The sequence below is a fragment of the Paenarthrobacter nicotinovorans genome, from assembly GCF_007670255.1.
Taxonomy (GTDB): Bacteria; Actinomycetota; Actinomycetes; order Actinomycetales; family Micrococcaceae; genus Arthrobacter; species Arthrobacter nicotinovorans_B.
Window position 1 is genome coordinate 58,203 of record NZ_SZVS01000005.1, and the last position, 25,612, is coordinate 83,814.

The 25,612-nt window shown below is 64.2% G+C and carries 24 protein-coding genes, 1 tRNA gene and 1 riboswitch; of the genes, 12 read left to right on the forward strand and 13 right to left on the reverse strand.

Translation table 11 applies throughout. The features are described 5' to 3' along the window. The first annotated feature begins 77 nt into the window (after positions 1–77). Together FDP28_RS09250 and FDP28_RS09255 are read left to right on the forward strand one after the other, a co-directional pair. The gene (locus FDP28_RS09250; RefSeq protein ID WP_144660897.1) at positions 78–1,157 is read left to right on the forward strand and encodes a YihY/virulence factor BrkB family protein; all 1,080 of its coding nucleotides are present in this window, start codon (positions 78–80) and stop codon (positions 1,155–1,157) included. Beyond that, positions 1,158–1,364, forward strand: a complete 207-nt coding sequence (locus FDP28_RS09255) for a hypothetical protein (RefSeq protein WP_144660902.1) — start codon at positions 1,158–1,160, stop codon at positions 1,362–1,364. A gap of 118 nt (positions 1,365–1,482) precedes the next feature. Here the strand turns inward: FDP28_RS09255 and FDP28_RS09260 are convergent, their stop codons facing one another. The 3 genes from FDP28_RS09260 to FDP28_RS09270 are packed head-to-tail and all read right to left on the reverse strand — an operon-like array spanning position 1,483 to position 4,702. Next, the gene (locus FDP28_RS09260) at positions 1,483–2,322 is read right to left on the reverse strand and encodes a sugar phosphate isomerase/epimerase family protein (protein WP_144660905.1); all 840 of its coding nucleotides are present in this window, start codon (positions 2,320–2,322) and stop codon (positions 1,483–1,485) included. Then, the gene (locus FDP28_RS09265; RefSeq protein ID WP_144660907.1) at positions 2,319–3,533 is read right to left on the reverse strand and encodes a dihydrodipicolinate synthase family protein; all 1,215 of its coding nucleotides are present in this window, start codon (positions 3,531–3,533) and stop codon (positions 2,319–2,321) included. Before FDP28_RS09265 ends, FDP28_RS09260 begins: the two co-directional genes overlap by 4 nt. Then, on the reverse strand, positions 3,533–4,702 hold the full coding sequence (locus FDP28_RS09270; RefSeq protein WP_144660910.1) for a Gfo/Idh/MocA family protein: 1,170 nt from the start codon (positions 4,700–4,702) through the stop codon (positions 3,533–3,535). The genes FDP28_RS09265 and FDP28_RS09270 overlap by 1 nt, the downstream gene beginning before the upstream one ends. A gap of 215 nt (positions 4,703–4,917) precedes the next feature. On the opposite strand from FDP28_RS09270, the gene FDP28_RS09275 reads away from it, so the two are divergent. Further along, positions 4,918–5,937, forward strand: a complete 1,020-nt coding sequence (locus FDP28_RS09275; RefSeq protein ID WP_144660913.1) for a LacI family DNA-binding transcriptional regulator — start codon at positions 4,918–4,920, stop codon at positions 5,935–5,937. Positions 5,938–6,035: 98 nt separating this feature from the next. On the opposite strand, the gene FDP28_RS09280 is transcribed toward FDP28_RS09275, so the two are convergent. Both FDP28_RS09280 and FDP28_RS09285 read right to left on the reverse strand, forming a co-directional pair. Further along, positions 6,036–6,809: a sugar phosphate isomerase/epimerase family protein gene (locus FDP28_RS09280; protein WP_144660916.1), complete on the reverse strand. Its 774-nt coding sequence runs from the start codon at positions 6,807–6,809 to the stop codon at positions 6,036–6,038. A gap of 66 nt (positions 6,810–6,875) precedes the next feature. Continuing rightward, positions 6,876–7,730 (reverse strand): LysR substrate-binding domain-containing protein, encoded by an 855-nt coding sequence (locus tag FDP28_RS09285; RefSeq protein ID WP_144660919.1) that lies wholly within the window; start codon positions 7,728–7,730, stop codon positions 6,876–6,878. Between the two features lie 166 nt (positions 7,731–7,896). Here FDP28_RS09285 and FDP28_RS09290 point away from each other — a divergent pair, with 166 nt between their 5' ends. Further along, positions 7,897–9,297 carry an MFS transporter gene (locus FDP28_RS09290; RefSeq protein WP_144660923.1) on the forward strand — a complete coding sequence of 467 codons (1,401 nt, stop codon included), beginning with the start codon at positions 7,897–7,899 and terminating at the stop codon, positions 9,295–9,297. A 79-nt stretch (positions 9,298–9,376) separates the two neighbouring features. On the opposite strand, the gene FDP28_RS09295 is transcribed toward FDP28_RS09290, so the two are convergent. Both FDP28_RS09295 and FDP28_RS09300 read right to left on the reverse strand, forming a co-directional pair. Next, positions 9,377–9,447 (reverse strand) — tRNA-Gly (locus FDP28_RS09295). A gap of 101 nt (positions 9,448–9,548) precedes the next feature. Continuing rightward, positions 9,549–11,090: a M15 family metallopeptidase gene (locus FDP28_RS09300; RefSeq protein WP_144660926.1), complete on the reverse strand. Its 1,542-nt coding sequence runs from the start codon at positions 11,088–11,090 to the stop codon at positions 9,549–9,551. A 218-nt stretch (positions 11,091–11,308) separates the two neighbouring features. On the opposite strand from FDP28_RS09300, the gene FDP28_RS09305 reads away from it, so the two are divergent. Beyond that, positions 11,309–11,746, forward strand: a complete 438-nt coding sequence (locus FDP28_RS09305; protein WP_144660929.1) for an SRPBCC family protein — start codon at positions 11,309–11,311, stop codon at positions 11,744–11,746. Here the strand turns inward: FDP28_RS09305 and FDP28_RS20765 are convergent. Beyond that, positions 11,743–13,773: a CAP domain-containing protein gene (locus FDP28_RS20765; protein WP_260842410.1), complete on the reverse strand. Its 2,031-nt coding sequence runs from the start codon at positions 13,771–13,773 to the stop codon at positions 11,743–11,745. The genes FDP28_RS09305 and FDP28_RS20765 overlap by 4 nt on opposite strands. A 125-nt stretch (positions 13,774–13,898) precedes the next feature. Between FDP28_RS20765 and dcd the strand changes: the two genes are divergently transcribed. Continuing rightward, the gene (dcd, locus tag FDP28_RS09315; protein WP_021474048.1) at positions 13,899–14,474 is read left to right on the forward strand and encodes a dCTP deaminase; all 576 of its coding nucleotides are present in this window, start codon (positions 13,899–13,901) and stop codon (positions 14,472–14,474) included. Positions 14,475–14,564: 90 nt separating this feature from the next. Here the strand turns inward: dcd and FDP28_RS09320 are convergent, their stop codons facing one another. The 3 genes from FDP28_RS09320 to FDP28_RS09330 form a co-directional block, all read right to left on the reverse strand. Continuing rightward, positions 14,565–15,764 (reverse strand): cation:proton antiporter, encoded by a 1,200-nt coding sequence (locus tag FDP28_RS09320; protein ID WP_144660933.1) that lies wholly within the window; start codon positions 15,762–15,764, stop codon positions 14,565–14,567. 5 nt (positions 15,765–15,769) lie between these two features. Next, complete coding sequence (locus tag FDP28_RS09325) at positions 15,770–16,252, reverse strand: cation:proton antiporter regulatory subunit (protein ID WP_018778177.1); 483 nt, start codon at positions 16,250–16,252, stop codon at positions 15,770–15,772. 65 nt (positions 16,253–16,317) lie between these two features. Then, complete coding sequence (locus tag FDP28_RS09330) at positions 16,318–17,721, reverse strand: MFS transporter (RefSeq protein ID WP_144660936.1); 1,404 nt, start codon at positions 17,719–17,721, stop codon at positions 16,318–16,320. A gap of 200 nt (positions 17,722–17,921) precedes the next feature. Here FDP28_RS09330 and FDP28_RS09335 point away from each other — a divergent pair, with 200 nt between their 5' ends. Genes FDP28_RS09335 through mnhG form a run of 6 tightly spaced genes read left to right on the forward strand, consistent with a single transcriptional unit; the run spans position 17,922 to position 24,233 of the window. Next, entirely contained in the window at positions 17,922–20,954 is a 3,033-nt protein-coding gene (locus tag FDP28_RS09335; protein ID WP_144660939.1) for a Na+/H+ antiporter subunit A, read from the forward strand. Beyond that, complete coding sequence (locus FDP28_RS09340) at positions 20,951–21,451, forward strand: Na(+)/H(+) antiporter subunit C (RefSeq protein ID WP_144660942.1); 501 nt, start codon at positions 20,951–20,953, stop codon at positions 21,449–21,451. The genes FDP28_RS09335 and FDP28_RS09340 overlap by 4 nt, the downstream gene beginning before the upstream one ends. After that, entirely contained in the window at positions 21,448–23,016 is a 1,569-nt protein-coding gene (locus FDP28_RS09345; protein ID WP_144660946.1) for a Na+/H+ antiporter subunit D, read from the forward strand. Before FDP28_RS09340 ends, FDP28_RS09345 begins: the two co-directional genes overlap by 4 nt. After that, on the forward strand, positions 23,013–23,579 hold the full coding sequence (locus FDP28_RS09350; protein ID WP_144660949.1) for a Na+/H+ antiporter subunit E: 567 nt from the start codon (positions 23,013–23,015) through the stop codon (positions 23,577–23,579). Before FDP28_RS09345 ends, FDP28_RS09350 begins: the two co-directional genes overlap by 4 nt. Further along, positions 23,576–23,854: an MrpF/PhaF family protein gene (locus FDP28_RS09355; protein ID WP_144660952.1), complete on the forward strand. Its 279-nt coding sequence runs from the start codon at positions 23,576–23,578 to the stop codon at positions 23,852–23,854. The genes FDP28_RS09350 and FDP28_RS09355 overlap by 4 nt, the downstream gene beginning before the upstream one ends. Further along, a complete protein-coding gene (gene mnhG / locus FDP28_RS09360) occupies positions 23,844–24,233 on the forward strand; it encodes a monovalent cation/H(+) antiporter subunit G (protein WP_144660955.1) in 390 nt (129 codons plus the stop codon). The genes FDP28_RS09355 and mnhG overlap by 11 nt, the downstream gene beginning before the upstream one ends. 75 nt (positions 24,234–24,308) lie before the next feature. On the opposite strand, the gene FDP28_RS09365 is transcribed toward mnhG, so the two are convergent. Together FDP28_RS09365 and FDP28_RS09370 are read right to left on the reverse strand one after the other, a co-directional pair. Next, positions 24,309–24,569 carry a DUF4235 domain-containing protein gene (locus FDP28_RS09365; RefSeq protein WP_144660958.1) on the reverse strand — a complete coding sequence of 87 codons (261 nt, stop codon included), beginning with the start codon at positions 24,567–24,569 and terminating at the stop codon, positions 24,309–24,311. A 25-nt stretch (positions 24,570–24,594) separates the two neighbouring features. Next, positions 24,595–25,284 carry an NUDIX hydrolase gene (locus FDP28_RS09370; protein ID WP_144660961.1) on the reverse strand — a complete coding sequence of 230 codons (690 nt, stop codon included), beginning with the start codon at positions 25,282–25,284 and terminating at the stop codon, positions 24,595–24,597. A gap of 173 nt (positions 25,285–25,457) precedes the next feature. Continuing rightward, a riboswitch (TPP riboswitch) is annotated at positions 25,458–25,593 on the forward strand. Positions 25,594–25,612: the final 19 nt, after the last annotated feature.

Consider the following 25,612-nt stretch of genomic DNA (forward strand, 5'->3'; position numbering starts at 1 on the left):
TCTTCCGGAGTTTTCATCAGTATGCTTAGTATTGATGAGTCAGCTGTTCGCGCAAACTACCCACGGACGAGTGCCTCATGACTACACAAGACTCAGCCCACAAAAGTACAACCAAAGCGCAGACCGCGCCTTCGCCGGAAGATTCCAGTAAGCCAGACAGTCCCAACGACCTCGTCAAGCCTACGTGGACCTACATCGCCAAGCGCACGCTCAGCGAGTTCAGCAAGGACCAGTGCCCCGATGCCGCCGCAGGTCTGACGTACTACGCTGTTTTGTCGCTCTTCCCGGCGCTCTTGGCCCTGGTGTCGGTCCTGGGACTCTTTGGCGATGCGGGCAAGACCACCTCAGCCATCCTCGATATCGTCCAGCAATTCGCGCCAGGACCTGGTGTGGAGGCCATGCGCCAACCAATCGAGGAGCTCACCCGATCCAACGCTGCGGGCTTCGCCTTGGTTTTCGGTGTTCTGGCGGCTCTCTGGTCCGCCTCCGGCTATGTCACCGCCTTCAGCCGGGCCATGAACCGGGTCTACGAAGTGGACGAAGGCCGCGGACTCGTGAAGCTGCGCGGAACGATGCTCGCCGTAACGGTCGTGGCCGTGGTGGGTGCTGCCCTGGTGGCGGCCATGCTGGTCCTCAGCGGGCCCGTAGCCGAGGCGATCGGCGGGGCCATCGGCCTCTCCGAAGCTTTCGTAACCGTGTGGAACATCGCCAAGTGGCCGGTCCTCATCGTGATCGTGGTGGCCATCATCGCCGTCCTTTACTACTTCACTCCCAACGTCAAGCAGCCCAAGTTCCGTTGGATGAGCATGGGCTCCCTGATCGCGCTCGTGATTTTCGCCCTGGCTTCCCTGGGCTTCGGCTTCTACGTGGCCAACTTCAGCAACTACAACAAGACCTACGGTGCGCTGGCGGGCGTCATCATCATGCTGCTGTGGCTGTGGATCCTGAACATGTCCCTGCTGTTCGGTGCCGAGTTCGACGCCGAGATGGAACGCGGCCGGCAGCTCCAGGGCGGAATCAAGGCTGAGGAAAGCCTTCAGCTGCCTCCCCGGGACACCAAGCGCAGCGAGAAGCAGCAGAAAAAGGAAGAAGAGTTGGTCAGCCGAGGCGAGGAACTCCGCGAAACCCACGGCGAAGACTCCAAGAAAGACAAATAGATGCCGGCAAGCAAAGATACAAAGCTCAAGACGGTCAGGAACGGCGACCGGCTGCGGATCGGCGGTGAAGTCTTCCGGGTCAGCGCGGTCGAGCCGCAGTTGGATTCGCACAACATCAGGCTCGAGCTGCAAGGGCACGACGGCGGACTGGTCACCTTGATCGGACTGCCGAAGACCCGGGTGGAGCTGGCAGCGAAAGCTTCGTGATCTGGCCGTCACCCCTTCGAACGCAAAGCGGGCCCCTGCCGTGACCGTGGCAGGGGCCCACTGGATTTTGGAGCGGTCCTCCCGCGGAGCTTAGGGCATCGGCGGGAGGACCACGCTTTTACGCGAACGGGAGGACGAGCTCCGCGTAGCGCTGCTTCATGGTTTCCAGGACAGAGTCGCCGTCCGCGTCCCAGATGTCCTGGTTGAAGATTTCAACCTCGATGTCGCCCGTGTATCCGGCGTCCCTGACCCAGGTGCCGATGGTCGCGAAGTCGATGACGCCGTCGCCCATCATGCCGCGCGAGAGCAACGCGTCGGCGGCGATCGGCAGGTTGAAATCGCACACCTGATAGGAGGCGATGCGGTCTTCGCGTCCGGCACGTTCGATCTGAGCCTTCAGCTCCGGATCCCACCAGACATGGAAGGTGTCGACGGCGACGCCGACGGCCTTCGCGTCGTACGGCGCGGCAAGATCCAAGGCCTGGCCCAAAGTGGAAATGAGTGCACGGTCAGCCGCGTACATCGGGTGGAGCGGCTCAAGGACCAGACGGACGCCGTTCTCCGAGGCGAACGGGACCAGTTCCTCCAGGCGATCGGCCACACGCTGGCGGGCGGCGACGACGTCCTTCTCTCCGGGAGCCAGTCCGCCGACCACCAGGAACAATTCCTGCGTGTCCAGGGCAACGGCTTCACGGATGGCCTCGAAGTTGTCGGCCAGCGCGGCGGCCTGTCCCTCGGCGTCGGCCGCGGTCAGGAACCCGCCACGGCACAAGGACGAGACACGGAGCCCGGCGTCCTTGATCAGCTTGGCGGCCTTGTCGAGCCCGGCCTCTGCCACGCGGTCACGCCACGGTCCAATGGCCGGAATGCCTGCCCGTGCGCAACCATCCACGGCCTCGGCGAGGGTCCACTTCTTGGTGGTGGCGCTGTTGAGGGAGAGTCGTGAGAAGTCGCTCATGCGCCCACCCCGTTGATGCGCAGGTAATCGGACATGCGGAACGCGGCCAGCGATGGATCCTTCAGCAAGCCCGCCTGGTCGGCCAGCTCGAAGGTCTTTGCCAGGTGCAGGACCGAACGGCCCGAATGCAGGCCGCCCACCATCTGGAAGCCGGGCTGTTTGCCGTTGAGCCAGGACAGGAAAGCGATGCCTGTCTTGTAATAGAAGGTCGGGGCGCTGAAGATGTGCTTTCCGAGCTCACGGGTGGAGTCCAGGATCGCTCGTGCCTCGGCGCCATGACCGGCGTCGTACTTCTGCAGGGCGACCGAAGCGGCAGGGTAGATTGCCGCGAAGATGCCCAGCAGGGCGTCCGAGTGGTGGGTCTCGTCGCCGTCGATCAGTTCGGGGTAGTTGAAATCGTCGCCGGTGTAGAGGCGGACGCCTTCCGGGAGGTTCGCGCGGAGGGCGACTTCGTGCGAGGCGTCCAGCAGCGAAACCTTGACCCCGTCGACCTTGTCCGCGTGTTCCCGGATCAAACTGAGGAACGTTTCGGTAGCTACGGAAACGTCGTCCGAGCCCCAGTAGCGGGCCAGCGCGGGATCGAACATGGTGCCCAGCCAGTGAAGAATGACGGGCTGGTCCACTTCCTGCAGGAGCGTGGAGTAGACGTGCAGGTAGTCGTCGGCGCCATGGGCCACCTTGGCCAGCGCACGGGACGCCATCAGGATCACCTTGGGGCCGGCTTCGCTGACGACGGCGATCTGCTCGCGGTAGGCATCAATCACCGCCTGGACGCCGGCTGCGCCGTCGGGAAGGGAAGTGATGTCCAGCTGGTCGGTGCCCGCGCCGCAGGACACAAGGTCGCGGACGGACTTGCCGGCAATTGCTGCGTTTCCTGCTGAAACAACCGAAGCAGCCTCCGCACCCGTGCGCTTGATGAGCTGCTGGGTTGCTGCCCAGTCCAGGCCCATGCCGCGCTGGGCAGTATCCATGGCGTCGGCGACGCCCAAGCCGTAGGACCAGAGCTCGTGGCGGTAGGCCAGCGTCGCGTCCCAGTCGAGCTGTGCCGGCGCGCCGGGGGTGTTGTCAGCAGCGACTTCAGGGATGACGTGGGCCGCGGCGTAGGCCCGGCGGGAGGTCAGGGGAGCGGTTGGTTTGGCCCACGTGGTGGCGGCCTGGAGGCGGTACTCGCGGGTGCCGCCGTCGTCGGTGGGAAGGATCAGTGACGTCATTAGAGGGTGATCTCCGGGATGTCGATGGTGCGGCGCTCTGCCGAGGACTGCAGTCCGAGCTCGGCCAGCTGCACGCCGCGGGCGGCGGAGAGCAGGCCAAAACGGTGCTCGCGGCCGGCGACGACGTCGCGCAGGAACTCTTCCCACTGCAGCTTGAAGCCGTTGTCCAGTTCAGCGTTGGCGGGGACTTCCTGCCACTGGCTGCGGAAGGACTCGGTGACGGGAAGGTCCGGGTTCCAGACCGGCTTGGGGGTGTGGGCGCGCTGCTGCGCAACGCACTTGTTCAGACCGGCGACGGCGGAACCGTGCGTGCCGTCGATCTGGAACTCAACCAGTTCGTCGCGGTAGACGCGGACGGCCCAGGAGGAGTTGATCTGGCCGATGACCTCGTCGCCCCCCGGCGTCTCGAGCTCGAAAATGCCGTACGAGGCGTCATCCGCGGTGGCCTTGTATTCCTTGCCGGCCTCGTCCCAGCGGGCGGGGATGTGCGTAGCGGTCTTGGCGTTCACGCTCTTGACCTTGCCGATGATGCCTTCGAGCACGTAGTTCCAGTGGCAGAACATGTCCGTGGTCATTCCGCCGCCATCTTCCTTGCGGTAGTTCCAGGACGGACGCTGGGCAGCCTGTACGTCGCCTTCGAAGACCCAGTAGCCGAACTCGCCGCGGATGGAGAGGATGCGTCCGAAGAAGCCCTCGTCCACCAGGCGCCGCAGCTTGACCAGGCCGGGGAGGTACAGCTTGTCGTGGACCACGCCTGCCGTGACGCCGGCTTCCTTGCCGATCCGGGCGAGCTCGATCGCTTCTTCCAGGGTCTCGGCGGTGGGCTTCTCGGTGAAGATGTGCTTGCCGGCGCGCATGGCCTTCTTGAGGGTGGCTGCGCGGAGACTGGTCATGGAGGCGTCGAAGATGATGTCCACGGTGGGGTCGTTGATGACGGCGTCCAGGTCCGTGGTCCATTCGGAGACCTTGTGAAGCTCTGCGAGCTCGCGGATCTTGGCTTCGTTCCGGCCAACCAGGATCGGTTCCACCTGGACCTTGGTGCCGTCTTCAAGGGTGAAGCCGCCGGCGTCGCGAATGGGGAGGATGGACCGCAGCAGATGCTGGCGGTAGCCCATCCGGCCGGTGATGCCGTTCATGGCGATGCGGATCGTCTTTGTTTCGAAGCCCATGTTTTCTCCAGTGCCTGATGTGCCGGTCGCTGTGCGGATGCCGGTGCTTGGTTGGTCTTGTCTTGGGAGAGCGCCCATCTTGGAAAGCGCATTCCCGCTGAGATTGATGATGCACCACGGAATGCCCTTTGGCAAGCGCTTTCCCAGAATTGGCGAGGAACTGCCATAATTTTCTTAGCGCCAGCCCCGGCGCTTGAAGAAGAGGAGTCTCCCCTTTGGCCGCCAGCACACTGAGTGAAGTTGCCCGCCTGGCCGGGGTCTCCCTGGCTACGGCCTCCCGGGTTCTGAACGGCTCGTCCCGGAAGCCCGCCGAGGAGATCGCGGAGCGGGTCCGGGAGGCCGCCGACAAGCTCGGCTACATTCCCAACGCCCAGGCCCAGGCTCTTGCGAAATCCAGCTCCGGACTCATCGGACTGGTAGTCCACGACATCGCGGATCCCTACTTCTCAGCCATCGCGCGCGGCGTCCAGGAGGCCGCCCGAAAGCAGAACCGCATGGTGTTGCTGGCCAGCACCTCCGGAGCTCCCATGGATGAGAAGGAAGCGGTAGCTGCCTTCGCCGCACGCCGCGCCGACTCCATCGTGATCGCAGGGTCCCGCTCTGCACGGGAAGAAGACCAGCAGGGCAACGCGGAACTGGCTGCTGAGTTGGATAGATATTGCCGCAACGGGGGACAGGTGGGCGTGGTAGGCCACCCCGTCGTGGGAGCTGCCGCTTCGGAGGGCTACCACGTGGTGAAGGTTCCCAATGAGGAGCTTGCTTCCGGGCTCGCCGAGCAACTTTCGGCCCACCATGACGGCGGATTCGTGATCATCGCCGGTCCGGAGGGGCTGTTCACCTCAGACGACCGCGTCCGCGGCTTCCAGCGTGGCTTGTCCGACGCCGGCCGTCCGGCTGCCGAAGTCATCCGCACCGGGTTCAATCGTGCCGGAGGTTTCGAGGCGGGCCAGGCGCTGGCGGAACGCATCAAGTCCTCGAAAGAACGGCTCTGCATCTTCGCCGTCAACGATGTCATGGCCATCGGGGTCGCGGCTGCCCTCCGGCCGGAGGGTGTGTGGATTCCCCGCGATGCCACTGTTGCCGGCTTTGACGACATTGAGACCCTGCGTGACTTCCGCCCCGCCCTGTCCACGGTTCACCTGCCCCTGGAAGACATTGGGCGCCTCGCAGCCGGCGATCAGGACACTCCTCCGGTCAGCGGATCCGTGCAGCTGCGCCGTAGCACCGAGTTCTAAGGCCTGGTTGTGCCGAGATCGCTGGAAACCTGCCATTTCACCGCAAGCTTCCATACGAAACCGCAGCGTTGCAGCGAACTCGATGCCGTGCCCCCGCCCTAGTCCTCGCCCAGGGTGAGCGCGTGCAGGAAGGCGGCGTCGCTGAGCACGTTGTTCGGGAGGTCGTCCTGGACGAACTCCAACATGATGTCCAGGTCCTTGCCGTTGCCGCGCAGGACATCGGCGACCGTCTGCCAGAGTCCGGCCCGGTTCCGCAGTGGAAATCGCTCGCCCGCCGGTCCCCAGGAGAAGCAGTGGACGCCCGCCACATGCGGGAGGACCTCGTGCAGCGAGTCCAGCGCCTGCTGGTCTGAAAGCCCGACGGCGGGTTGCCAGTAGGTGCCCACGTTCCGGTGATTCACCCTGTCCAGCAGTTCGAGCGTCGTTGCGGGGGAGTCCGTGAGGGTGTTGCCGTGGTACTCGAAGGCTACGGCGATCCCGCGTCCTGCGGCGATGTCCGCGATGCGCCGGGTGTCAGTGACCACGGCTTCCCAATGATCCGCAGTGGCCACCGCCGACCCCAGTTCACCGGCCCAGATCCGGATGCGTGGCGCGCCAAGAGCTTCCGCCAGGTCAAGGTCCCGCCCGAAATCGCTGAAGGCCCCGGCCCGGTAGTACGAGCCGAGCGAGAGTACCGCGAGGCCGGCTTCCGTGGTCGCCTGCCTCGCCTGGCGGGCGGACGCGGCGTCGCTGACGTGCACATCCGTACCCCATTCGATCCCTGCCAGGCCTGCTTCAGCCGAAATCCGGACGACGTCGTCTATCCCGTAGGAGCGGAGGGTAACGGAACAGATCCCGGGGGTGAGGTCAGCCAGGGTGGTGAGGTCGATCATCGGAACAGGATAGCGGGAATGCGCTTACCCGGGTAGCGTCGGCGTTCATTCGAACACCTTCGAAGGCTAATTCGACTTGCTCAGCGTCCGACCCATGATGGCCTGGGTCAAGGCGTCAATGACCTCCGCGTTGGCCAGCGGATTGCGGATCAGCGTGAAGTCGACGTCGCCCACCGGCGGCAGGCCGAACCGCTGGGTGATCACCTTCAAGTCCTCCGGAACGAGTGAAGCGGGCATGACGGCAACCCCAATGCCGGCCCGCACTGCGGCCAGGACACCGCTGATCTGCTTGGTGCTGCAGGTGATCCGCCACGTGCGGCCCGCGGCTTCCAAGGCGTCAATGGCGAGCTTTCTGCTGAGGCTCGGGGCGGGGTAGGCGATCAGGGGGACAGGAGCGCCGGGTTCCAGGACTGTCTGCTCAACACCCACCCACGCGAAGTTGTCATGCCGGACCACGGTTCCCTCCTTGGCCCCGGCCACCCATTTGACGAACACCAGATCCAGCTGGCCCGCGTTGAGCCGTTTGTAGAGTTGGTCGCTTTGGCTGACCGTGAGTTCAAGGTTGATCTGCGGGTACAACTGCCGGAATTCGCGCAGGATCCGTGGCAGGCCCGTGATGGCGAGGTCGTCGGCAGTGCCGAAACGGAGGCGCCCGCGCATGGCCGATCCTGAAAAGTAGCGGGCAGCCGAATCGTGGGCCGCCAGAATGCTGCGGGCGAAACCGGCCATGGCGTCCCCGTTGTCGGTGAGCCTGACCTCGCGCGTATCGCGGGCAACGAGAACCCGCTTGGCGGCTGCTTCCAACTTCCGGACGTGCTGGCTCACTGTCGGCTGGGCGAGTCCAAGCCGTTCGGCGGCCTTGGTGAAACTCAGCGTTTCCGCGACGGCGAGGAAGGAGCGGAGCTGGACAGGTTCGAACACGGAACTCCTCAAAGCGCAGGTCAGCGCAGGGCACGGGTGCTGCGCGGGGGACGGGAGCCCATTGCATTCCGCAATGCTAGTTATAGGCGCAATACGCTTCCACAATTGCTGCTGGCAACCCTAGCGTTAAACGCATCCCACCGAAACTCCCATCCGAGGACTACTTTTGGCACCCCCACCGCCTTCAGCGGCACACGTCAGCCAGCCCGTCATCGATTCCCTGTCCGCTGGTCCCCTGCCGGAGACAAAGCAGCCGGACACCGTCACCCAGCCACTCGCGGTCGTGAGTGAAAAGCTGCCCTGGCGGCACACCTTCATTTCCCTGAAGGTGCCCAACTTCAGGATCTTCGCGATCGGCCACTTCATCGCGGTCATCGCCATCTGGATGCAGCGCATCGCCCAAGACTGGATGGTGCTCCAACTCTCCGGTTCCGTCACCGCCGTCGGAATTACCGTGGCGCTGCAGTTCATGCCGTCCCTGTTCCTTGGCCCCTGGGGAGGCATGATTGCCGACCGCTTCGCCAAACGGAAAATCCTCATCATCTGCCAGTCGGCGGCAGCGGTGCTTGCGGCCGTCCTTGCGACACTGTCACTCACCCACACCGTGCAGGTCTGGCATGTCTACGTGATCGCGTTGGTTCTGGGCTTCGTCACGGTCCTTGACCAGCCCGCCCGGCAGGTGTTCGTCAATGAACTCGTCGGACCCACGTATCTGCGCAACGCCATCAGCGTCAACTCCACCACGTTCCAGCTTGGCGGGCTCATCGGCCCTGCCCTCGCAGGCTGGTTGCTGACCGCCGTCGGTGCGGGCTGGGCTTTCGCCGGGAACGCCGTGGCCTGCTGCTCCACCGTGGCCATGTTGATGATCCTCCGGAAGGACCAGCTCCACCTCAGCCAGCCAACGCCGCGGAAGAAGGGCATGCTGCGCGAAGGCCTCAACTACGCGCTCAGCAAGCCGACCATCTACTGGCCGTGGCTGATGGCCGGATTCGTGGCTGTTTTCGCCATGAGCCTGCCGGTCCTGCTGGCCGCCTTCGCGGACCACGTGTACGACGCCGGTGCCGGAGGCTACGGACTGCTGAACGCCATGGTTGCGCTCGGTGCGCTGACAGGTGCCATTGCGTCCACCCGCCGCAGGCAGCTGCGGTTGCGCTCGGTGGTGCTCTCCGCCGGTCTGTACGGACTGATGCTCTGCCTGTCATCGGTGATGCCATCCATGGTGTTGTTTAGCGCGACCATGGTCCTCTCCGGTTTTTGGTGCCTGATGTTCCTCACCGCCGCCAACCAGATGGTCCAAACCAGTTCCAATATGAGCATCCGCGGCCGGGTCATGAGCCTCTACCTGGTGGTGCTCATCGGCGGCCAGGCCATCGGCGGTCCCATGATGGGCTGGCTTGCCGAGCACCTCGGTCCGCAGCTGGCCATCCTCGTGGCGGGCGGGGTGCCGGCCATCGCTGCTGCGGTAGTCGCCGTCGTCCTTGCCCGGAAGTCCTCGCTGCACATCAAGGTGGACCTGCGGGACCGGCGCCGGGTCCTTCGGATCGTGCAGGAGCCGCAGACGGCCTGATTCCGGGCGGATCAGTCGTCTGGTCTCCAAGCATGGAAACAAAAGAACCCCGGATCCATTGGATCCGGGGTTCGCTGTGAGCGGGCGACGGGAATCGAACCCGCGTATCGAGCTTGGGAAGCTAGCGCTCTACCATTGAGCTACGCCCGCACTGCCGGCGGAAATCCACCGGGCGAGTCCTAGCTTAGCGCAGTTGTGGGACTCCTCCTGACAAGCGCTCCCGGCCGGGCCCAACGTACGCGGCGGGGTGCCTACTTGAACAGTTTCATGCCGTTCCAGCCGATGCCCACCTGCCGTTGTGCGCCCCATACGCCACTGCCCAATCCGTAGTCCACCAGGTACCCGTCGACTGTTTGAGCGGTGATGCTGCGCGTTCCCGGGCCCGACAAACCGAAGCTTGGGACAAGGGCTTTCATGGTTCCCCACCCGGATCCGATGCTGCTGGGCAGTCCCTTAAAACCGCCGACGCCGTTGCCCGGGTAGCTGAGCAGGATTCCGGAGGTGGTGGTGGCGAGGATGTCGTTGGCGCCGTCCGCGTCCCAATCGGCCATGGTGAGGCCCATGCCGGCCCACCCGGTCCCGATGTCGACCCGGTACGTCAGCGCCCTGCCGGACGTGTTGGGGTAGTAGCGCAGACCGCCGTCAGGGAAGTAGCCCACGACGCCCGGGTAGCCCTGGTTGCTGGACCACTTCCCGACTGTGATGGTCATGGCGTCCCAGTCGCCGGTGCCAACGACAATCTGCGTGGAGAAAGCCCCGCCGGGCCAGCCCTTGAACAGACCCAGGGTCCCGTTGCTCCACTGAGCCAGGAGATCGTAGACGCCGTCCGAATCCCAATCGACCACGAACGCCTGCTTCAACCCAGTCCAGTTGGAACCGATCTGTACCGGCGCTCCGTAGCCACCGCTGGCCAGCGCCGGGTAGCGGAGCAGCCGTCCCGCTCCGTCCGCGGCGACGATGTCCGCCCCGGAAGTGATGCTCGAATAGATGGCTGGGTTGCCGGCAAAGTACTGCTCCAGAGTGGCAAAGCCCCGGCGCTTCATGTCGGTTGCCAGGTCCACACCGACGTAGCGCAGGTGCCACGGCTCATAGCTGTACCCCGTGATGTTCGTGTAGCCGTTGGGGTAGCGGATGATGAAGCCATATTTGTACGCATTCGCCGCCACCCACATACCCGCGGCAGTGTCGCCAAAGCAGGTGCTGAGCCCGCAGGAACCGTTGGCGTTGCCGACGTCCACCGCCAACCCCGTTTGGTGCTCGCTGTAGCCGGGCCGGGCCGAGATCAGGTCTGCTTGGGCCTGGCCATACAGGCTGACGTAATAGGCATAAACCTGTTGCTGCTGCGCGTAGGAACGGTAACCGCTCACCACTGCCAGCCCACCCGTACCGGCATCGGCGGCGCCTTGGAACAGCCCGTTCAGCCAGGCCGCCGCCTGGGCCCGCAGATATTGGCCCGAACCACGGGCGTTCACCAGGTCACCCGGTGCGTAGGTCACCGGGTTCAGTGGTCGGGCCTTGTTCACCAGAACAGACTGGTTGGCAGGATCGCCCACGGGGTCGAGCGCCGGAAGAGGATTGGCCGCCGACGGCACCAGCGCATTCACGACGGCGGCAGTTGCCTTGGCGGGGCTGGCGGCGGTGGTTGAGGTGGCCGGTGCCGCTGTTGCGTTGCCGGCTGTTGCGGGGGCCGCGGCAGCGAGGCCGCCGGCCAGGACGGTGGCGAGGAAGGCAGCGCAAGCCGCCAACCGGCGTCGGCCATTCTTCGGTGTTCCTGCTTGATCCTGAACCCGCATGTCGCCCCCAGTCGGTTTTTCTCCAGCGGCAGGACTCTACCCGGCACGGCGGCGCGTGTCAGCAGTGTGCGCTAAAAAGTCATCAGGTAACCATTCGATCAAGGCTCGGTGGTCGTGTGTCGCGGTCGGCGCCGCGCTGACTATTCTGAAGGTGTTAGCTGCAGTGTATGGGGAACCCGGCTACGACATTTGAACCGTAGGCCGAAAGTGGGTTTTCCGTGGCATTCGCAGCCAATGAAGTGGTGATCAGTCGGGACGCCATGACCGTTTACGGTTTCCTTATGGACGGCATGAACAACTCGCTCTGGCGTCCGGACGTGCGCAGCATCGCGCTGCGTTCGGGCATCCGTGGCCAGAAAGGCGCGTTGTACCAGCAGACGGTGGCAGGACCCGGTGGCCGGCCCATCGCAGCGGACTTCACCATCACCGAGGCCCGCCCTGGAGCGGAAGTCCGGTACGCCGTCGTCGCTGGACCCGCCCGCCCAACAGGCGGCTACTACCTCAGTACCGAAGGCGCCACTACCCGGCTCCGCTTCGCGCTGGAGTACCACCCCAAAGGGCTGCGGAAGCTCATGAACGGGATGATCCAGAAGGCGCTGGAAGACGAAGTCGGACAGCTGGAACGGCTCAAGACCGCCATCGAGGCCAGCTCCTAGCTGGCGAACCTCAGGCCACCCCAGCCGTTGCCGATGGTCACGGGGGTGGTGAGGCGACCCGAGGTGAGGTCCCAGTACTCCACCATGCCATTGCGGTCCAGGCCGGCCACGCCAACGGAGTCGGGACCCGTGAGGCCGCTCAACGCCCTCAACCCGATGTAATCCGTCCACGCGCTTCCCACCACCGGCCGGGACTCCTGCTTGGGCGTGCCCAAACCGCTGCCCCGGTACAGCCGGAGGGTCCCGTTGGGCTCGGTACTGAGCAGGTCCTCGAAGCCGTCGGCGTTGTAGTCCACCATGGTCACCCGGACGGAGGGGTTGCCGGTTCCGATCGCTGCCTGGCTGCGGATGTAGCTCAACCCTGTGTTCTTGTACAGGTACAAGTTGCCGCCCTTGTCCATGGCGACGATCTGGGGCAGCCTGTTGTTGGCGCACCACGTCCCTACGGAAATGTTCAGGGTTCCCCACCCTTGGCCCAACACCACAGGATCCTTGAACCCGCCGCTTTGAAGCCCGGGATAGACCAGCAGCGCACCGTCAAGGCGTTGATACAGAAGGTCGAAGACACCGTCGCGGTCCCAGTCCGTTACAAAGAGATCCTTGAGGCCCACGAATCCGGCCCCGATCCGCTTGCCCGGACCAAACCTGCCGTTGCCCCACGATGGATACGCCACCACGGAACCGTCACCTGCGATGGACACAAGATCGGCGGCGCTGCTGATCGAGGCCGCACCCAAGTCGACCGTTGGTGGCTGATGCTTCGATCCGGGTTCACAGACAGCCACGGGATCAGTCGGCGGTGTGACCGTTCCGCCGGGGCTGGTGGTGGTCCCCGCTGGCAGCGTCGTGTAGCCGAAGAAGTTGACCACGCCCCAAAGGGTGTAGCGGTTGGGGGTCGTCTGCCAGTTGCCGTCCGTGTACGTGATGCCGATGCCCATGACGTTGAACCGGGGATCCCGCAACAAAGCATCGTGGCCCGGTGAGCCCTTCCACCACTCCACAAGCTGCGCGGCGTCGCGGTCCCAACGCACAGCAATGACCTCGCCCGCCCCATTGTTCGGGTTCATCGCGCGGGGGTCGGTCCAGAAGTTGGGGCGGTGCTGGATCACTTCACGCGTTGCAATGTTGTTGGACCACTCCTGGGCCAGGCTTGCCACTGTTGCGTGGTACTTCACCGGTGCCAGGCCCAACGATGCCCGGTAACTGTTGATCGCGTTGAACACCGTCAGGATCGCGGCACTGTTGTTATCCGGCAGGAGCGCCAGGGCTCCGTCCTCGAGCTGCGGATCGTGCTGGGGGGCTTTGCCGGGGAAAGGCGTGGCGGAGTCGGTGCTGGGGGCTGCCGGGCTTTCCGGGGCGGTTGGATTCTCCGGAGCGGCTGGGTTTTCCGGGGCGGCGCCCGTTGGGGTGGTTACCGGCGACGGCGTCTGGCTGGGTGCCGGTGTTTGGCTTGGTTCCGTTGCTGTTGCCGTCGGGGTTGGGGTTGGCGTCGCGGTGGGCGTCGCGTTCTGAGTGGGTGTGGGCTCGGCGGTCAGTGTAGGCTGCGCGGGCGCCGGACCGGCGGCCTCCGCTGTCGGCGTCGAGCCGGGGGAAACACTACCGGCGCTCTGCTGGGGAGCTGGTTGAGCCTCTGTCGGCTGGGGAGAGGTGGGCGTAGCGGAGGGAGTGGGATCTGACGGATTATCCGGCCCCCATGATGGCCCAATGTTCGGCACAGGCGGAGGTGTCTCAAACACCGGATCTACTGCGACCGGACCGCTTTCGCGAACCGAGGGTGTTTGCGCGGGCGGCTCTGTTGTGGGCTCGGTACTGGAAGACCCGCCCCCGGCCGGACCCACCGCCGAAGGTGAGGGAGCCGCCGTCGGGCTTTCTTCAGGGACCGCCAGGCCGGAAGGGACGCTGGATGACGGAGTGGCGCTGGCGCCAGGTGCCGCCTCCGTCGCCGGCAGGATCTGGCTGGACGCGGCCATGCAAAGTGCCAGTGCGCCAGCCAGCACAAGAGCGGCAGGCGCTGCCAGTTTGTTCACAATTACCCCGCGGTTGCTCGTTGCCCCCAAGTACGGGCGCGGCTTTACATGTCCGGGAACTATAGTCCCATGGGGCGGCCGGAACAATGCGTGGGGTATTTGGCCGATGGGGTATTTTTGATGACGTGCTGATCTCTGACCGCGACATACGTGCCGAAATCGACTCCCAACGGATTGTTCTTGAGCCGTACGATCCCGCGATGGTGCAGCCGTCTTCGGTGGATGTACGTATTGACCGGTTCTTCCGGCTTTTTGACAACCACAAATATGCCCACATCGACCCGGCAGAAGAGCAGCCCGAGCTGACCCGCCTGGTGGAAGTGGAAGGCGATGAGCCTTTCATCCTGCATCCCGGGGAATTCGTGCTGGGCTCCACGTATGAAACCGTGAGCTTGCCCGATGACATTGCCGCCCGGCTGGAGGGCAAGTCCTCCCTGGGCCGTTTGGGGCTGCTCACACACTCGACCGCAGGCTTTATCGATCCCGGATTTTCCGGACACGTCACTCTTGAACTCTCCAACGTGGCCACGTTGCCCATCAAGCTGTGGCCGGGCATGAAGATTGGCCAGCTGTGCTTCTTCCGGCTCACTTCCGCTGCTGAGCACCCCTACGGTTCCGGCGAATACGGCAACCGCTACCAGGGCCAGCGCGGACCCACCGCGAGCCGCAGCCACCTGAACTTCCACCGGACGTCCATTTAGCTATTTGCGCCGAGGCGTGGGCGTTCGCCTCTTTGTGGGCCGTTATGTAGCCTCTTTCGCTTGAGGCGTCGTCCCTCGGTGAAGGCGGCGTTACGCCGGAGCGCGGTCCGGGGTCCGGGGCGGGGCTTTGGGGGTTCTCCGGAGGGCCTTGACCGCGGGCTCCACGAAACGGGCCGCCAGCGGGCCAAGGATGGCCATGAGGAGGACGTAGGCCGTGGCCAGCGCCGCGAGTTCGTGCGGAACAGTTCCGGAAGCCACGGCCAGACCGGCGATGACAATGGAGAACTCACCACGGGCAATCAGTGCCGCCCCGGCGCGGAACCGGCCGGGCATCGCAATGCCGGCCCTCTTGGCCGCCCAGATTCCCGTGAGCATCTTGGTGGCGGCGGTGAGTACGGCCAGCAGCAGGGCCCAGCCCAGAACCGGCGGAATCGAGGTGGGGTCGGTGTTGAGCCCGAAAGCCACGAAGAAGATCGCAGCAAACAAGTCCCGCAGTGGTTCCAGAATGCGGGTGGCGGTGTGGGCTGTCGCGCCGGAAATGGCGATGCCCAACATGAATGCTCCCACAGCGGCGGAGACCTGAAGGGCCGAGGCAATGCCTGCCACCAGCAGCGCAAGGCCCAAGACATTGAGCAGGAAGACTTCGGAGTTCTCGCTGTGGATGGCTTGGGAGACGCGCTGACCGTACTTGAGGGCGATGACCAGCACCACCGTGACTACGGCCAGGGCGATGCCCACTGTCTGCAACCCGCCCAGGAATCCTACGCCCGCCAGGATCGCGGTCAGGATGGGCAAGTAGATAGCCATGGCCAGGTCTTCGAATACCAGGATCGACAGCACGACCGGCGTTTCACGGTTGCCGATGCGGCCAAGGTCGGTGATGACCTTGGCAGCGATGCCCGATGACGAGATGTAGGTAACGCCGCCCATGACGATCGCGCCGACCAGCCCCCAACCAAGCAGAACGGCCAATCCCGCGCCGGGCAGGAAGTTAAGGACAAAGTCCATGACGCCCGCCTGCCACGAGCGGCGAAGCCCCGTGACCAGCTCCGACGCCGTATATTCCAATCCGAGCATAAGCAGAAGGAGAATGACGCCGATCTCGCCGGAGAGATGCGCGAACTCGTGCATGCCGTCAAGCTTGACGAACCCGCCGGCACCGAATGCCAACCCGCCGACAAGGTAGAGGGGGATGGGCGACATGCCGATTCGGCCCGCTAATCGAGCCAGGAGGCCGAGGCAGAACACGACGGCCCCCAGTTCAACGAGGGCTAATGCGAGCGGATCCATTCCGGTCAGCCGTTGCGGAGGATGTCGGCTGCCGAGTCAAGTCCTTCCTGGGTGCCGACCGCTACGAGCAGATCGCCGGTGTGAAGAACGACGTCGGGTGCCGGCGAGGGGACAACCTCACCTTCGCGCATGATCGCCACGATGGAGACACCGCTGCGTGTGCGGATTTGGGCCTTCCCCATGGCCTGGTTGACGAACGGGGAATCAGCGGTGATGGAGAACTGGCGTGTGACGATGCCCGGGACTTCGCGGTGTGCTTCGGCCAGGCGCATGGCAATGTGCTGCCCGCCCAGCAGGTTCCCGAGGGTCGAGGCCTCGTCAGCTGTCAACGGAATGGAGGCCTGGCACGTATCCGGGTCATCCCACGTTGAGACGAAAAGCTCCGTTTCGCCCTCGCGCAGTTCCACCACCCCAATACGGCGGCCTGATGCCGTCACGAAGTCCTTCCGGATGCCAAGGCCCGGAAGTTCGGTCTCATCCACGTTCATAGCTCCACCCTAAACTCTGTTGAACCGGTCCGGTACGTTGTTGACGTTCGACAGGTCCTATGTAGTTAACGCTCTGGTATTACGGCTATTTCCACCTTGGCTGGCGGCTTTACGGGAAGGATCACCAGCAGGCCCGCCAGGAGCACCACCATGATCCCCAGGATGCCCCAGCGCTGGGCTTCCCCGGCCGGGACGAGGGGAGAGGCGATGGCAATGCAGAGCGTGAACAGGGTGGGGGCCAGGAAACTGACGGCCCGCCCCGTAGTGGCGTAAAGACCGAACAACTCGCCGGACTCACCTGCAGGGGCAAGCCTGGCGAGGTAGGCCCGGGACGAGGACTGCGCGGGTCCGACGAACAAGCACAGGAGAAGGCCGAAGACCCAGAAGGTGGAACTGCCCGGCCAGGGGCTGCCGAAGAAGACGTAATCACCGTTGCCCAGGACCAGGATGAAGGTTCCCGCGGTCAGCAGGCCGATCAAGGACAACACGATGACTGCTTTGGGTCCGATCCTGTCGTCCAGGAAGCCGCCGATGATTGCGCCAACGGCGGCGACTACGTTGCCGAAGATGGCGAAGAAGATGACTTCCTTGAGCTCAAAACCGAAGGTCCCTGCGGCAATCACCCCGCCGAAGGTGAAGACCGCGGCGAGGCCATCACGGAAGATGGCGCTGGACAGCAGGAAGTAGATGGTGTGCGGGCTGGTCCTGTAGATGGCTCCGATGCGGCGGATCAGCAATTTGTAGGAGTCGACGAAGCCCAGCGCCGCCGTGTCCTTCTTCACGGAGACCTCAGGGACGGCAAACATCACGGGGAGGGCAAAGATGAAGAACCACAGGGCGGAGAAGACGGCGACCAGCCGGATGTTGAGCGAATCCTCGGTGGACGCCCCAAACCAGTCGAACGAAGGCTGGACAAAAAGTTGCAGTACCAGCAGGAGCGCGACGATCCCGCCCAAATAGCCCATTCCCCAGCCGAAGCCGCTGATTTTTCCGATGTTGCGGGGTGTGGAGATCTGGGCCAGCATGGCGTTGTAGTTGACCCCGGCGAACTCGAAAAACACGTTGCCCAGTGCGATCAGGCAGACTCCGAGGAGCAGGAACTCGGGCCGCGGGAAGACGAAGAAGCACAGCCCGGTGAGCAGTGCTGTGGCGGCCGTGTTGACGCCAAGCCATAGCTTCCGCCTCCCGCCGGCATCGGAACGTTGGCCCGTGACCGGCGCGAGCAGCGCTATGGCCAGGCCTGCGACGGCAAGGGCGGCGCCCAATGCGGCCGAGGCCGCATCTTCTCCGCCGAACGCATTGGAAGTGAGGTACACCGTGAAGACGAACGTCGTCATGACGGCGTTGAAGGCTGCCGATCCCCAATCCCAGGACGCCCACGCAAGGATTTGTCCCTTCTTGGAGGTGACCGGACCAGAGGCAAGCTCGGATGTCGGGTTGGAGGCTTCGGGAACTGCGGCCGCGTTCATAGTGTGAATGCTATCCGGGCGGAATGGACTGCGCGTGGATGACAGACCGCTATGTGGACATCAGCAGTCGTCGGGCGCTTGGGGCGGGGACAGTGGCCTAAAAGTGTCCTTCCCCCTTGATAAACTGGATGGACTGAACCCAACGTATGACCGCCTGCTCCAACTTTTGACAATTCTTTTCTGACTTTGCGGAGAAAACAGTGATCACAGTTCTCGCCATCACCTTTGCAGCGGCAACTGTGGCGCCCTTGATCTTCCGCGCGCTGCGCAGGAATGCGTTCTACGTTCTGGCCGCCGTCCCCGCGGCCGCCTTCATTTGGCTGGTCCTTCAGTACAACTCCGCATATTCCGGGGAGGGCATAGAAGAAGTCCTGCCTTGGATTCCCAGTTTGCACCTGGAACTCGCGTTCCGCATGGACCCCCTGGCGTGGGTCATGTCGCTGCTCATCCTGGGAGTGGGTTCGCTGGTGCTGGTCTACTGCGCCCGGTACTTCAAAAACAAGGATTCCGGCCTGGGCGGCTTCGGCGCCCAGCTGCTGGCTTTCGCCGGTGCCATGTTCGGATTGGTTACCTCCGATGACCTCCTGATGCTCTTCATCTTCTGGGAGCTCACCACCATCCTGTCGTACCTCCTGATCGGCTATGCCCGCACCCGTCTGGCGGCGCGACGGTCTGCCCTGCAGGCACTGATGGTCACCACTGCGGGTGGTCTGGCGATGCTCGTGGGCTTGATCATCCTGGGCCAGGCCGCCGGAACTTACCGCGTCTCCGCCATCCTCGACCAAGCCGGGTCGCTCCTGACTGGACCTATGCAGGGCGCGGTGGACGCCGCCGTCGTCCTGGTCCTTGTGGGCGCCATCACCAAATCGGCGCTCGTCCCCTTCCACTTCTGGCTGCCGGGAGCGATGGCGGCCCCGACGCCGGTCAGCGCCTACTTGCACGCGGCTGCCATGGTGAAGGCGGGCATCTACATCGTGGCCCGCCTGGCGCCGGGCTTCGCGTCCTCGGAGTTCTGGCTGCCGTTGGTCCTCGGCCTTGGCCTGGCCACCATGATCATCGGTGGCTACCGTGCGCTGCGGCAGACGGACATCAAACTCATCCTCGCTTACGGCACCGTGAGCCAACTCGGCTTCCTCACCATGGTGGTGGGACTCGGCCGGCCCGACGCCGCCTTGGCCGGTCTGGGCTTGCTGCTGGCGCACGGCTTGTTCAAAGCCACGCTGTTCCTGGTGGTGGGGATCATCGACCACCAGTCCGGCACGCGCGATACCCGTAAGCTCTCGGGCGTCTTCCGATCGTCGCGCGCGCTGGGCGTGGTTGCGGCGATTGCCGCCGCGTCGATGGCCGGTGTGCCGCCGCTGGCCGGGTTCGTCGCCAAGGAATCGGTCTTTGAGGCCTTCGTCCAGTACGGAACAGGCGAGGAGGGCGCTTTGGGGATCTGGATCCTGGTGGGCCTGGTCATCGGCTCCATCCTCACGTTCGCTTACAGTGCCCGTTTCATGTGGGGAGCGTTCGCAATCAAACCGGGCGTGGAGCCCACTCCGTTCAAACCCATCAAGCCCTCGTTCCTTGCTGCCCCGGCGATCCTCAGCCTGCTCAGCATCGTGTACGGGGTCTGGCCTGCGCCGGTGGATACCTGGATCCAGCCTTACGCTGCGTTGTTCGCCACCGGACCTGACGCCGTCGACGCCGGACACCTGGCGTTGTGGCACGGCTTGACGCCCGCGCTGGGCCTGACAGCGATAACGTTCGTGCTGGGCGCGGCGATGTTCTACGGCCGCAACGTCGTTGCCCGCCTCCAGGGCCTGGTCCCCGATTGGGTCGACGGCGACCGTGCGTACCAGAACACCATTGGCGCGCTGGATGATGTTGCGGTCTGGGTCACCGGCCGCACCCAGCGGGGTTCGCTGTACTTCTACCTGGCAGTGATCCTTACTGTCGCTTTCGCTGTTCCCTTGGCTGCCATCGTGATGGCCAACAAACCGTTGCCTGAGGGGATCTACCTCGTCGACCCGAACTCGCCGCTGCAGATGGTTCTGGGCGTGGGAATCGTGGTGGGAGCCCTGGCCGCGGTCCGGGCCAACAAGCGATTCCTCGCCGTGCTGATGGTGTCGGTCACCGGGTACGGCATCGCCCTCATGTTCGCGCTGCAGGGTGCACCGGACCTGGCCCTGACACAGATGCTGGTGGAAACCATTGTGCTGGTGGCCTTCGTCCTTGCCATGCGCAGCCTGCCTGCTGAGCTGCGGGACAGGACCGGCGGACGGCTCAGGGTCATCCGCGTCATCATCGGGGCAGCGTTTGGCATCACCATGATCTTCGTGGCGATCTACGCGATGGGCGCCCGTGTGGCCACCCCGGTGTCCCTCGACTTCCCGCGCCTGGCCTATGAAGGCGGCGGCGGCTTGAACGTAGTCAACGTGACCCTCGTGGATATCCGCGCCTGGGACACTTTCGGCGAGATTTCCGTGTTGGCGATCGCCGCCACAGGCGTGGCGAGCCTGATCTTCGTCCGAAGCCGTGGCGACCGCATCAAAACGTCCGAAGCCGTGCCGGAAGGCAGCGTGGGGCGCCGCACCGGCGTCGAGCGTGATTCCCGGGCGAGCGCCACGCTGGCCGTCGCCCGGAAGTTCTCGGCGGTCACCCGTGACGCGTGGCTGGTAGCGGGCCGGACGTTGGCACCCGAACGGCGTTCGATCATCTTCGAAGTCGTCACCAGGCTCATCTTCCATTCGCTGATCGTCTTCTCCATCTACCTCCTCCTGGCGGGTCACAACCTGCCCGGCGGAGGGTTCGCTGGTGGTCTCACCGCGGGGCTTGCCCTGACCATCCGCTACCTGGCGGGCGGGCGGTTTGAGTTGAGCGAGGCAGCGACAGTCAGTGCCGGAACACTCTTGGGAACGGGACTCGCGACGGCGGCAGCCTCCGGGGTCGTCCCGTTGTTCCTTGGCGGGCAGGTGTTCCAGAGCGCCATCATCGAGTTCTGGCTGCCCGTCTTCGGTGACGTCAAGTTCGTCACGTCCACGATTTTCGATATCGGCGTGTACATCGTGGTGGTGGGGCTGGCGCTGGATGTCCTCCGCAGCCTCGGTGCGGAAATCGACGAGCATTTTGAAGGCCAAGGCGCGCCCCTGACGGCGGAAGACGCCGCAGAACAGGCTGAGCAAGCCGAGCAAGCCGCGTGGGTCCAGACCGCCGCCGAATCTTCCGCCTCCGGGAAAGGTACCGCATGAGCATCAACCTGACCCTGCTGATCGTCATGGGCGTTCTCTACGCCTGCGGCATCTACCTCATCCTTGAACGCAGCCTCACGCGTGTGCTGCTGGGGCTGATGTTGCTGGCCAACGCCACCAACATCCTCATCCTGAGCACCGGAGGGTACGCCGGGCTGGCTCCCTTCTTCAGCAAGGAAACAAGCCCGGATTCCTACAACGACCCCCTCCCGCAAGCACTGATCCTCACGTCGATCGTCATCTCCTTCGCCGTGACAGCATTCATGCTCGGCATCATTTACCGCACCTGGGTCCTTGCCCGCCAGGACGAAATCCAGGACGACCTCGAAGACGTCCGCGTGGCAAAAACCCCCAGCTTCGACGCCGAAGACGACGCCATCGTGCCGTTGGAGACCTCGGAGTTCGCGGTCACCCCGTCCAGTCCGTCAGACCGGTTCCACCCGGAAGCCACGGAAACACCCAGTTCTTCGACAAGGCAGGAAGGGGGCAGCGCGTGAACCTCGCAAACCTGTCACCGCTGGCCGTCCTCCTCCCCATCCTGGGCGCCGCGCTGGCGTTCCTGCTGATCCGGCACCAGACTGCCCAGCGGGTAGTCAGCATCGGCATCCTCAGCAGCACCTTGCTCCTGGAATGCCTCCTGCTGTTCTCCGTTTGGAGCGGCGGCACCACCTCCGTCACTTTGGGTGGCTGGCTGCCGCCTTGGGGCGTGGTGCTGGTCGTAGACCAGTTCTCTTCGCTCATGCTGGTGGTTTCGTCCGTGGTGAGCCTGGCGGTTTTGATCTACGCGACGGGCCAGGGCATGGCCGACGGCGACCAGGAAGCGCCCGTTTCGATCTTCCACCCCACGTACCTCATCCTGGTGGCGGGCGTCTCCAATGCCTTCCTCACAGGTGACCTCTTCAACCTTTACGTCGGCTTCGAGATCCTGCTGACCGCAAGCTATGTGCTCATGACCCTGGGCGGCACCGGTCCGCGCATCCGTGCCGGTGTCACGTACGTGGTGGTCTCTGTAGTGTCGTCCGTCCTCTTCCTCATTGCCATTGCCATGATTTACGGGGCCACAGGGACCATTACGATGGCGGACCTGGCGGTTAAGCTGGCTGAACTGGACCCGGGCACGCAGAACTTGCTGCACGTGATGCTCCTGGTGGCGTTCGGTATCAAGGCGGCTGTCTTCCCCTTGTCGTTCTGGCTTCCCGACTCCTATCCCACGGCCCCGGCCCCCGTTACAGCGGTGTTCGCAGGCTTGCTGACCAAGGTGGGCGTCTATGCGATGGTCCGGACTGAAACCCTCCTGTTCCCCGGAGACACCCTCAACGTCCCCTTGATGGTGGTGGCGCTGCTGACCATGGTGGTGGGCATTCTGGGTGCCTTGGCCCAGAGCGACATCAAACGTCTGCTGTCCTTCACCCTGGTCAGCCATATCGGGTACATGGTGTTCGGGCTGGCCATCAGCTCGGTGTCCGGCCTGGGCGCGGCTGTGTTCTACGTGGCACACCACATCACCGTACAGACCAGCCTGTTCCTGGTGACGGGCCTGATTGAACGTCGTGGCGGCAGTTCATCAATTGACCGGCTGGGTGGCCTGGCCAAGCTCTCGCCTTTGCTGGCGTTGCTGTTCTTCGTACCGGCCATGAACCTGGCAGGTATTCCACCGTTCTCCGGGTTCCTTGGAAAGCTTGGCCTCCTGCAGGCGGGCGTGGAACTCGGCACACCGTTGGCGATCGTGCTGGTTGTGGGCGGCGTGGTCACCAGCCTCCTGACCCTGCTGGCCATCGCAAGGGTTTGGAACAGGGCTTTCTGGCGCAAACCCGAAGACGCCGAGTACCCGGACCCCGTGCTGCTGACCCCCGGTAACGTCGGAGTGCTGCCGCGCACCATGGTGGGTTCCACGGCAGCGTTGGTGGTGTTCGGTGTGGCGTTGACGGTCTTCGCCGGCCCTCTCTTCCAGATCGCGGACGGTTCGGCTGAAATCATGTTGGACCGCTCGGCCTACATCCATTCCGTGCTGGGCGACGCCGTTGAGGTGCCGCCCCTGCCTCAGAACAGTGGTGCCAAATGAGCCGCAAACCGACCTCGTTCCGCACGGAACTGCCTCTGCTCATCTGGTTGGTCATCGTGTGGGGTGCGCTGTGGCGGGACTTCAGCCCCGGAAACCTGCTCTTCGGCGCGCTGATCGCCGTGCTGGTTGCCAAGTTCTTTTACCTCCCGCCCGTGGAGCTCAGCGGCAGGTTCAATGTCCTGCGCGCCATTCCGTTCGCCGTGGTCTTCCTCGCGAAAGTGGTGGCAGCGAGCTTCGTGGTCCTGTACCTGGCTGTGGTCAAAGGGCCCAAGGTGCGCAGCGCCGTCGTCGCTGTTCCCTTGCGGAGCCATTCGGACCTCATGGTGACTGCGACCGGCCACGTCATATCGCTGATCCCCGGGTCCCTGGTTGTGGAGGTGGACCGTTCGACGTCCACCCTGTACCTGCACGCACTCAACATTGACGGGGAAGCGGACATCGCGAAAATACGCCACGAAACCCAGAACATCGAGGCCGGGCTGATCCGCATCATGGGTACCCGGGAAGAGGTCGAGGCGCTGAAAGCGGAACCCCGGGCCGGCCTGGAAGGGGCAGCGCTGTGAAGGAATTTGTCTTGGTTGCTACGGCGGTGATCCTCAGCCTCGCAGCTGCAGGTGCAATCATCCGCATCGCGATCGGTCCGTCCCTGCTGGACCGCGTCCTCGCCTCCGATGTCCTGCTGGCCATCGTGGGTGCAGCCCTCGCCGTGGACATGGCAGTGAACCGGCACCTGAACAACCTGATGCTCCTGGTGGCACTTGCGATCATCGGGTTCATCGGCTCGGTAACGGTTGCCCGCTTTGTGGCCGAGAGGAGGGAACACAGCAATGAATCCTGATGCCTCCGGCGTGGACGTCGTCATCGACGCCGTTACCGTCGTGTTCCTGATTGTCGGTGCGCTGATGTCGCTCGGTGCTGCGATCGGCCTGCTGCGGTTTCCGGAGCTTATGAGCCGCATGCACGCCGCCACCAAGCCGCAGGTGCTCGGACTGTTCCTGATGCTCTCGGCAATCGGCTTGCAGATGCGGACCTGGTGGGTCTGGCCGGTCCTGCTGGTGGCGTGGATCTTCCAGCTCCTCACGGCGCCGGTCTCCGCACATATGGTGGGACGTTCGGCGTACAGGACCAAGCACGGACACCGCGAGAAGCTCACCAAGGATGAACTCGAAGCCGTGGTCCAAAGGGCTGCCGCCGGCCAAGAGCCCCTGGAGCCCTAAGGCAACGCGGGGTCACTTATGGCCCATCCCCAGGGGATTTATGGGCCATAAGTGACCCCGCGTTGCTTCTCCTGCTTAGACGATGTCCTGCGACTTCGCGAAACGGGCAATGGCCCGCTGCGTGCCCCGGCTGGTGAGGACTTGGATCAGCGTGCTCACGAAGGCGGAAACCAACGCAAACGTCAGGGCCGAACGAAGGCTCGTTTCCATGTCGTCGTGGCCTGTGGGCGGCTTGCTGCCCGTGGCCTTTTCCCAGCCTTTGTTGACGAGTTTGGTACCGACAAAGCCTGCGCCGAGGCTAATCCCCGTGCCCAACAGCTTGAAGAAGAGGTTCATGCCCCCAGCCTAGCTGTACGGCAGGCTACCTGCGGCTCTCCCTTTCCTTGAGAAACGCAGTCAAGGAACCGACCGGCGCCAGCACCGGGATCACTGGGTGCTCGGCCGACCAAACGGCGTCCACGGAGTCGAAAGCCGCGAGTTCCTTGAGCAGGTAATACGTGGGCGGCATCAACTTAAGTCTGCCTTCTGCTTCGGAAGCCAAGATTCCGCTGACAGGCATCCACAGTGATTGCCAGGCTTCCGTGGTCTGGTGGCGTGGCTGTGCTTCCGGGACGGGCTTGGCGAGGTAGAAGTAGGTGTCGAAACGCTTGGGCATGTCCACGGGAGTGATCCAGTTGGCCCACGGACGCAGGGCTGCGGCCTCTATGGCCAGCCCCGCTTCTTCCTGGACTTCGCGGATTGCTGCAGCAAGGACGGTCCCAGCGGCCTTCTGTGCCTGGGCTGGATCCGAGGAAATCGAACTCTGCCCCCAGGCGGCAGCGTGGCTGTGGAGAAGTTCCGCCGGGTAATCCCATCCGGCTTGATCCGCGGCATCCACCCGGCCGCCCGGGAACACCACCATTCCCGCCGCGAAGTCCATGGTGCTGACCCGGTGCTGGACGAACACTTCGAGCCCGGATGGGGTATCGCGGAGCAGGATGACGCTGGCGGCGAGGCGTGGCTCGGACACTGGCGTGGTGTCGGGAAGGCTGGAACCGGGAAGATCCGTCATGAAGTCATTCTTGCAGGTGCGTTGCGGGGCCTGCTCTGCGTGCTACGAGCGTGGAATGGGGCGCAGAGCGGGCCTCGCAACGGCAAGGACGGAATGTGACCCCGCCTACCCCGTCTGGCCCGGCCTCCCAAGCACGCCAAGGTGTAAACTGAACCAGCCCATCAGGGCAGATTTGATAACGACAGGGGAGCGCCGCCGTCGAATCCTGCACCACGCAGGAGACGCGAGGGCGCTGAGAGTGCGGACAGCCGCAGACCCTCGAACCTGATCCGGTTAGTACCGGCGCAAGGGAGTCGAGCTTCTCAGAGTGTCCGGGTCCGGACGGCGC

Excerpts from the sequence above, each read along its gene's own strand:
- FDP28_RS09250 (WP_144660897.1), top strand. The coding sequence starts at position 78 with ATGACTACACAAGACTCAGCCCACAAAAGTACAACCAAAGCGCAGACC.
- FDP28_RS09255 (WP_144660902.1), top strand. The coding sequence starts at position 1,158 with ATGCCGGCAAGCAAAGATACAAAGCTCAAGACGGTCAGGAACGGCGAC.
- FDP28_RS09260 (WP_144660905.1), bottom strand. The coding sequence starts at position 2,322 with ATGAGCGACTTCTCACGACTCTCCCTCAACAGCGCCACCACCAAGAAG.
- FDP28_RS09265 (WP_144660907.1), bottom strand. The coding sequence starts at position 3,533 with ATGACGTCACTGATCCTTCCCACCGACGACGGCGGCACCCGCGAGTAC.
- FDP28_RS09270 (WP_144660910.1), bottom strand. The coding sequence starts at position 4,702 with ATGGGCTTCGAAACAAAGACGATCCGCATCGCCATGAACGGCATCACC.
- FDP28_RS09280 (WP_144660916.1), bottom strand. The coding sequence starts at position 6,809 with ATGATCGACCTCACCACCCTGGCTGACCTCACCCCCGGGATCTGTTCC.
- FDP28_RS09300 (WP_144660926.1), bottom strand. The coding sequence starts at position 11,090 with ATGCGGGTTCAGGATCAAGCAGGAACACCGAAGAATGGCCGACGCCGG.
- FDP28_RS09320 (WP_144660933.1), bottom strand. The coding sequence starts at position 15,764 with ATGGATCCGCTCGCATTAGCCCTCGTTGAACTGGGGGCCGTCGTGTTC.
- FDP28_RS09325 (WP_018778177.1), bottom strand. The coding sequence starts at position 16,252 with ATGAACGTGGATGAGACCGAACTTCCGGGCCTTGGCATCCGGAAGGAC.
- FDP28_RS09330 (WP_144660936.1), bottom strand. The coding sequence starts at position 17,721 with ATGAACGCGGCCGCAGTTCCCGAAGCCTCCAACCCGACATCCGAGCTT.
- FDP28_RS09340 (WP_144660942.1), top strand. The coding sequence starts at position 20,951 with ATGAGCATCAACCTGACCCTGCTGATCGTCATGGGCGTTCTCTACGCC.
- FDP28_RS09350 (WP_144660949.1), top strand. The coding sequence starts at position 23,013 with ATGAGCCGCAAACCGACCTCGTTCCGCACGGAACTGCCTCTGCTCATC.
- mnhG (WP_144660955.1), top strand. The coding sequence starts at position 23,844 with ATGAATCCTGATGCCTCCGGCGTGGACGTCGTCATCGACGCCGTTACC.
- FDP28_RS09365 (WP_144660958.1), bottom strand. The coding sequence starts at position 24,569 with ATGAACCTCTTCTTCAAGCTGTTGGGCACGGGGATTAGCCTCGGCGCA.
- FDP28_RS09370 (WP_144660961.1), bottom strand. The coding sequence starts at position 25,284 with ATGACGGATCTTCCCGGTTCCAGCCTTCCCGACACCACGCCAGTGTCC.